General features: G+C 61.8%; 7 protein-coding genes. 3 read left to right on the top strand and 4 right to left on the bottom strand.

Annotated elements, in window-relative coordinates; genetic code table 11:
• Positions 1–108: 108 nt before the first annotated feature.
• Together ACE04F_RS26480 and ACE04F_RS26475 are read right to left on the bottom strand one after the other, a co-directional pair.
• Positions 109–492, bottom strand: a complete 384-nt coding sequence (locus tag ACE04F_RS26480) for a PaaI family thioesterase (RefSeq protein ID WP_486110556.1) — start codon at positions 490–492, stop codon at positions 109–111.
• On the bottom strand, positions 492–2816 hold the full coding sequence (locus ACE04F_RS26475) for a Tex family protein (protein WP_486110555.1): 2325 nt from the start codon (positions 2814–2816) through the stop codon (positions 492–494). Before ACE04F_RS26475 ends, ACE04F_RS26480 begins: the two co-directional genes overlap by 1 nt.
• A gap of 352 nt (positions 2817–3168) precedes the next feature.
• Here ACE04F_RS26475 and ompR point away from each other — a divergent pair, with 352 nt between their 5' ends.
• Together ompR and ACE04F_RS26465 are read left to right on the top strand one after the other, a co-directional pair.
• Entirely contained in the window at positions 3169–3909 is a 741-nt protein-coding gene (ompR, locus tag ACE04F_RS26470) for an osmolarity response regulator transcription factor OmpR (RefSeq protein WP_039592639.1), read from the top strand.
• Between the two features lie 110 nt (positions 3910–4019).
• Complete coding sequence (locus ACE04F_RS26465; protein ID WP_486110554.1) at positions 4020–5333, top strand: ATP-binding protein; 1314 nt, start codon at positions 4020–4022, stop codon at positions 5331–5333.
• A 131-nt stretch (positions 5334–5464) separates the two neighbouring features.
• Here the strand turns inward: ACE04F_RS26465 and rimK are convergent, their stop codons facing one another.
• The gene (rimK, locus tag ACE04F_RS26460; RefSeq protein WP_003186822.1) at positions 5465–6370 is read right to left on the bottom strand and encodes a 30S ribosomal protein S6--L-glutamate ligase; all 906 of its coding nucleotides are present in this window, start codon (positions 6368–6370) and stop codon (positions 5465–5467) included.
• Positions 6367–6849: a retropepsin-like aspartic endopeptidase RimB gene (gene rimB / locus ACE04F_RS26455; protein WP_486110553.1), complete on the bottom strand. Its 483-nt coding sequence runs from the start codon at positions 6847–6849 to the stop codon at positions 6367–6369. The genes rimK and rimB overlap by 4 nt, the downstream gene beginning before the upstream one ends.
• Positions 6850–7084: 235 nt before the next feature.
• On the opposite strand from rimB, the gene ACE04F_RS26450 reads away from it, so the two are divergent.
• Complete coding sequence (locus tag ACE04F_RS26450; RefSeq protein ID WP_486110552.1) at positions 7085–7489, top strand: RNA-binding S4 domain-containing protein; 405 nt, start codon at positions 7085–7087, stop codon at positions 7487–7489.
• Positions 7490–7512 lie beyond the last annotated feature (23 nt).

The following is a 7512-nucleotide window of genomic DNA, read 5'->3' as shown; positions in this document are numbered from 1 at the left end:
CAGTGGTATTGACTGAACATCCGCTATCGCGAGCAAGCTCCCCCCCACAAATGGGATTTCGACACCGCATTCGTGGAAATGAAATTACCTCAAATCGATGACAGCGAGCTATAGGACAGCGAACGTGCCTTGCGCTTTTGCGACCAGCTTGTCGCCCTGCATCACCTCGGCCTCGACCACCAGCGTGCGCCGACCCGGGTGGATGACCCGGGCGGTGCACAGCACTTCGCCGTCGGACACGGCGCGAATGTAATTGATCTTGCACTCAATGGTTGCGCTCTGCTGGTCGAAGCCATGGACGCTGGAGCAGGCCAGCCCCATGGCAATGTCCACCAGGCTGAACAGCGCCCCGCCGTGGAGCTTGCCACCGCGGTTGCGCAATGGCGGCTCAAGGCTCAGGGCGACTTGCGCCACCCCGTCCCCGAGGCTCTGCAGACGGCAGCCGAGCAGCTTGAAAAACGCGCTCTCCACCAACCCGGCCGGCACCTCCATCAGCGTTTCTTCAGTTGCTTGGCGTTGGCGAACAGCGAGGCCATGGCGTTATTCGCCGGGGCCGCAGTGGCGGTTTCCTTGCGCGGTGCGGTGTTCTGCGACTGGCGTGGCGCGGCGCCTGGACGGGCACCACGGGCGCCGTCGATTTTCTCGCCTGGCGTGTCGCTCATGCGCATCGACAGGCCCACCCGTTTGCGCGGGATGTCGACTTCCATGACCTTCACTTTCACCACGTCACCAGCCTTCACGGCTTCGCGCGGGTCCTTGATGAATTTCTCGGACAAGGCCGAGATGTGTACCAGGCCGTCCTGGTGCACGCCGATGTCGACGAACGCGCCGAAGTTGGTGACGTTGGTCACCACGCCTTCGAGGATCATGCCCGGTTGCAGGTCCTTGAGGTCTTCGACGCCTTCCTGGAATTCAGCGGTCTTGAACTCCGGACGTGGGTCGCGGCCCGGTTTCTCCAGCTCTTGGAGGATGTCGGTCACGGTGGGCAGGCCGAAGGTTTCGTCGGTGAATTTCTTCGGGTCCAGGCGCTTGAGAAACGCTGCATCGCCGATCAGCGAGCGGATATCGCGGTCGGTCTGGGCGGCGATGCGCTGCACCAGCGGATAGGCTTCCGGGTGAACTGCCGAGGAGTCGAGCGGGTTGTCGCCGTTCATGACACGCAGGAAACCGGCAGCTTGTTCGAAGGTTTTTTCACCCAGGCGCGGGACTTTTTTCAACGCGGCGCGGGTCTTGAACGCGCCGTGTTCGTCGCGGTGGGTGACGATGTTCTGCGCCAGCGTGGCGTTCAGGCCGGAGATACGCGCGAGCAATGCTACCGAAGCGGTGTTCACGTCCACGCCCACGGCGTTCACGCAATCCTCCACCACGGCGTCCAGGCCACGGGCCAGCTTCAATTGCGATACGTCATGCTGATACTGGCCGACACCGATGGATTTCGGGTCGATCTTCACCAGCTCCGCCAGTGGGTCCTGCAGGCGCCGGGCAATCGACACCGCGCCACGGATCGACACGTCCAGGTCCGGGAATTCCTTCGAGGCCAGTTCCGACGCTGAATAAACCGAAGCGCCGGCCTCGGAGACCATGACCTTGGTCATTTTCATGGCCGGGTATTTCTTGATCAGCTCGGCGGCCAGCTTGTCGGTCTCGCGGCTGGCGGTGCCGTTGCCGATGGCGATCAGATCCACCGAGTGCTTGGCGCACAGGGCGGCAAGGATAGCGATGGTCTGGTCCCACTTGTTATGCGGCACATGCGGGTAGACCGTGGCGTGGTCCAGCAGCTTTCCGGTGGAGTCCACCACGGCCACCTTGCAGCCGGTGCGCAGGCCCGGGTCCAGGCCCAGCGTGGCACGCGGCCCGGCCGGTGCGGCCAGCAGCAGGTCGTGCAGGTTGTGGGCGAACACGTTGATCGCCTCGGTCTCGGCGTTGTCGCGCAGTTCGCCCAGCAGGTCGGTTTCCAGGTGAGTGTAGAGCTTGACCTTCCAGGTCCAGCGCACCACTTCGGCCAGCCACTTGTCGGCGGCGCGGTTCTGGTTCTGGATGCCGAACTGCTGGCCGATCATGCCTTCGCACGGGTGCATGGTGCCGGGCGATTCTTCGCCGACCTTCAGCGAAGAACTGAGGATGCCTTCGTTGCGACCGCGGAAAATCGCCAGCGCCCGGTGCGACGGTACGCTCTTGAGGGGCTCGTCGTGTTCGAAGTAATCGCGGAACTTGGCGCCTTCCTCTTCTTTGCCGGCGATGACGCGAGCACTCAGGATCGCCTCCTGCTTGAGGTAGTTGCGCAGTTTTTCCAGCAGGTTCGCGTCTTCGGCGAAGCGCTCCATGAGGATGTACTTGGCGCCTTCCAGGGCAGCCTTGATGTCCGCCACGCCTTTTTCGGCATCGACGAAACGCGCGGCTTCGGCTTCCGGCGCAAACGTGGGGTCATTGAACAAGCCGTCGGCCAGTTCGCCGAGGCCGGCTTCCAGGGCGATCTGGCCTTTGGTGCGGCGTTTCTGCTTGTAGGGCAGGTACAAGTCTTCCAGGCGGGTCTTGGTGTCGGCCAGCTTGATGTCGCGTTCCAGTTGCGGAGTCAGCTTGCCCTGCTCCTGGATGCTCGCCAGGATGCTGATGCGCCGTTCGTCGAGTTCTCGCAGGTAGCGCAGGCGCTCTTCCAGATGGCGCAGCTGGGTGTCATCGAGGCTGCCGGTCACTTCCTTCCGGTAACGGGCGATGAAAGGCACCGTGGAGCCTTCATCGAGTAGCGCGACGGCCGCTTCGACCTGTTGCGGGCGTACGCCGAGTTCCTCGGCGATGCGGCTGTTGATGCTGTCCATAAAACCACCTGACAAATTGTGAAATCAGGCCCGCCGCCACAGTAACAGGGCGCGGCGAGGCTGGTTGAGCGGCCTGGCTTACGTCGCTGCCGGGGGCAGGGGGACGCCAGTGACCCGCTGAATTCAAAAAGTGCTGCCTGGCCAGGGAGAACGGTGCGCCGGTATAACGATCCGGCATCTCCTGGCACAAAAGGCCGCGCATTATAACCAGCGTTCCGCTGTTCGGGGGTGTCGTGACCTGCGGGGCGGACAGTTGAGCTACTGGAGACAGAGGAAAAATCTGCTAACAATGCACACGGTGCGTATAACGGCAGCTAAGCCATAATGCGCGCCAAGATCAAAGGAGCTTCCTATGAGCAGCACTGCACAAACTGCTGAAGGCGAAAAAATTCTGATTGTCGACGACGATCCGGGGCTGAGCAGCCTGCTGGAGCGCTTTTTCGTCAGCAAGGGCTATCGCGCCCGCACCGTACCGAACACCGAGCAAATGGATCGGCTGCTGGCCCGTGAGGTTTTCAACCTCGTGGTCCTCGACCTGATGCTGCCTGGCGAGGATGGCTTGACGGCCTGTCGCCGCCTGCGAGGCGCCAACAACCAGATCCCGATCATCATGCTCACTGCCAAGGGCGACGAACTGAGCCGTATCAAGGGCCTGGAGCTGGGCGCCGACGATTACCTGGCGAAGCCGTTCAACCCGGATGAGCTGATGGCCCGCGTCAAGGCTGTCCTGCGTCGCCAGTCGGCGCCGGTGCCGGGCGCACCGGGCAGCGAAGACGAGAGCGTGACCTTCGGCGACTATGAACTGTCGCTGGCCACCCGCGAGCTCAAGCGCGGCGATGAGATCCACATGCTTACCACCGGCGAGTTCGCCGTGCTCAAGGCCCTGGTAATGAACGCCCGCCAGCCGCTGACCCGGGACAAGCTGATGAACCTGGCCCGTGGCCGCGAATGGGATGCGCTGGAGCGCTCTATCGACGTGCAGATTTCCCGTTTGCGCCGGATGATCGAACCCGATCCTTCAAAGCCGCGTTATATCCAGACGGTCTGGGGCGTTGGCTACGTGTTCGTGCCGGATGGCGCTGCCGGCAAGTGATCGGCGATTTGTAGGAGCGCGCAGCCTGGCGGGTGGAAATCTTTCCAGGCGACTCGCGGTCCGTCATTGTGCGAGCATCGCTCGCTCCTGCAAGTATGTAGCGGTTACTCATGAAGACCCCCGTCTGGTTCCCCCAGAGCTTTTTCTCCCGCACCCTCTGGCTGGTGCTGATCGTCGTGCTGTTTTCCAAAGCGCTGACGCTGGTTTACCTGCTGATGAACGAAGACGTGCTGGTGGACCGCCAATACAGTCACGGTGTTGCCTTGACCCTGCGCGCCTACTGGGCAGCGGACGAAACCAATCGAGTCAAAATCGCCGAGGCGGCGACTTTGATCCGGGTGGTCGGCGCCGGTGTGCCTGAAGGTGAGCAACATTGGCCGTACAGCGAGATCTACCAGCGGCAGATGCAGGCCGAACTGGGCGCGGATACCGAAGTGCGGCTGCGCATGCATTCGCCGCCGGCATTGTGGGTGCGTGCCCCTAGCCTCGGCGATGGATGGCTGAAGGTTCCGCTGTACCCCCATCCGCTGCGCGGCCAGAAAATCTGGAACGTGCTGGGCTGGTTCCTGGCGATCGGCCTGTTGTCGACGGCTTCGGCGTGGATTTTCGTCAGCCAGCTCAACCAGCCACTCAAGCGCCTGGTCTATGCGGCCCGGCAATTGGGCCAGGGCCGCAGCGTGCGGTTGCCCATCAGCGATACGCCCAGCGAGATGACCGAGGTGTACCGCGCCTTCAACCAGATGGCCGAGGACGTCGAACAGGCCGGACGCGAACGTGAGCTGATGCTCGCCGGCGTCTCCCATGACTTGCGCACCCCGCTGACGCGGTTGCGGCTGTCGCTGGAACTGATGGGCGAGCACACCGACCTGACCGACGAAATGGTCCGCGATATCGAAGACATGGACGCGATTCTCGATCAGTTCCTGGCCTTCATTCGCGACGGTCGTGACGAATCGGTGGAAGAGGTGGATCTCAGCGAGCTGGTACGGGAGGTGGCTGCGCCCTATAACCAGAACGAAGAGAAGGTCTACTTGCGCCTGGAGCCCATCCAGCCGTTTCCGCTACGCCGCGTGTCGATGAAGCGGCTGTTGAACAACCTGATTGGTAACGCCCTCAACCATGCCGGCACGGGCGTTGAAGTCGCCGCCTATGTTTCCGGCGACACCAGCGCGCCTTATGTCGTGCTGAGCGTCATGGACCGTGGCGCCGGCATCGACCCAGCGGAGCTGGAAGCCATTTTCAATCCGTTCACCCGCGGCGATCGGGCTCGGGGAGGGAAGGGCACCGGGCTGGGGCTGGCCATCGTCAAGCGCATCGCCTCGATGCATGGCGGCAACGTCGAATTGCGCAATCGAAATGGCGGCGGGCTGGAGGCACGGGTGCGATTGCCGTTGGGCTTGATGCTGCCGCGGGATGCGGTGTAGCGATTTCCTTCATGTAAAACTGAGGACTTGTGGGAGCGAGCCTGCTCGCGATTGCGGTCAGTCAGCCAAGTTAATGCTGGCTGATACACCGCGTCGCGAGCAAGCTCGCTCCCTCAGGGCTTTGTGTTGATTCAACCCTTGCCCTTGGTCCGGGTCATGTTCGGCCCGCCATTTTTTTCCAGATGCTCGATGATGATCCCCGCCACGTTCTTGCTGGTGGTGGTCTCAATTCCTTCCAGGCCTGGCGAAGAGTTGACCTCCATCACCAGCGGTCCGTGATTGGAGCGCAGGATATCCACACCGGCCACCGCCAATCCCATGACCTTGGCCGCGCGCAGGGCAGTCATGCGTTCTTCCGGGGTGATCTTGATCAGGCTCGCGCTGCCGCCACGATGCAGGTTGGAGCGAAACTCACCGGGCCTGGCCTGGCGTTTCATCGAGGCGATCACTTTGTCGCCGACCACGAAGCAACGAATGTCCGCTCCACCGGCTTCCTTGATGTATTCCTGGACCATGATGTTCTGCTTGAGGCCCATGAACGCCTCGATCACCGATTCCGCCGCGGTTGCAGTCTCGCACAGCACGACTCCGATCCCCTGGGTGCCCTCCAGCACCTTGATCACCAGTGGCGCGCCGTTGACCATCGCGATCAGGTCGGGGATGTCATCGGGAGAGTGGGCAAAACCGGTTACCGGCAAGCCGATGCCGCGCCGGGACAGCAACTGCAATGAGCGCAGCTTGTCCCGAGAGCGGGCGATAGCGACAGACTCGTTGAGCGGGAACACCCCCATCATTTCAAACTGGCGCAGCACTGCGCAGCCATAAAAAGTCACCGATGCGCCAATGCGCGGAATTACCGCATCAAAACCTTCCAGCGGTTTGCCGCGGTAGTGGATCTGCGGCTTGTGGCTGGCGATGTTCATGTAGGCGCGCAGGGTATCGATCACCACCATTTCATGGCCACGTTCGGTCCCTGCTTCAACCAGGCGACGAGTGGAATACAGGCGCGGATTGCGCGACAGCACAGCGATCTTCATGCAACACCTGTGGCAGAGGTAGTGGACACCGGAAATACCGGTTTGTCTTGAACGTATTTGATGCCTGGATTGACCACCAGTTGGCCGTCGATCAAGGCTTTGGAACCCAACAACAGGCGATACCGCATGGATTTACGACAGGCCAGGGTGAACTCCACCCGCCAGAACCGATCACCCAGCGCCAGCGTGGTGCTGATCACGTAGCGGGCCTGGGCGTGGCCGTTGGAGCTCTTGATGGTCTTGCGTGCCACCAGCGGGGCTTCGCAGCGGCGGTGGCGCAGTTGCACCACCGTGCCCAGATGCGCGGTGAAACGCACCCACTTCTCGCCGTCGCGCTCGAACGGCTCGATATCGGTGGCGTGCAGGCTGGAGGTGCTGGCGCCGGTGTCGATTTTCGCTCGCAGGCCTGCGACTCCCAAGTCCGGGAGCGCCACCCATTCGCGCAGACCGACGACGGTCAGATGGTCAAAAGTCTTCAATAAAAACAACCTGAAATTGGCGCATCTAATAGCGGGCTTCGCAATCGCGATATTCACGCAGAATAATCACAAAATGGCGACAGTTATCTACGTACTTGTTTGCAGGTGTAACCGATACCGGCGCTTGCCGATGCGAGCGAGCGGTTCGGCGGCCATTCTATCCGTCGGGCCGGATTCGTGCGCCCGACAAAAACGGTAGTACAGTTCTGGCTATTGGTTGGAAAGAGGAATTGCAGTGGCACAAAAAAACGAAGAGGACGACAAGGTCCGTCTCGATAAATGGTTGTGGGCGGCACGATTCTACAAGACCCGAGCCTTGGCCAAGGCCGCCATTGAAAGCGGCAAGGTCCATCACCGGGGCGAGCGTTGCAAGCCTGGCAAAGAGCCACGTATCGGTGACGAGTACGTCATTCGCGCCGGATTCGATGAAAAAACCGTGGTGGTTGAAGCCCTGTCGATTGTGCGGCGCGGCGCGCCGGAAGCGCAGACACTCTATCGCGAGACCGACGCCAGCATCGCCAAGCGCGAAGCTGCCGCCGCACAACGCAAGGCCGGGGCCCTGGGCGTCAGCACCGATGGCAAGCCGAGCAAGAAGCAGCGTCGCGACCTGTTCAGGTTTCATGGCAGCAATAGCGATTAAACCTGGCTTTGAGGCCCCTGTGG

Source organism: Pseudomonas sp. AGC41, assembly GCF_057334555.1.
The sequence above is the reverse complement of the archived record's forward strand: the minus strand, read 5'-3'. Positions and strand labels throughout refer to the sequence as shown.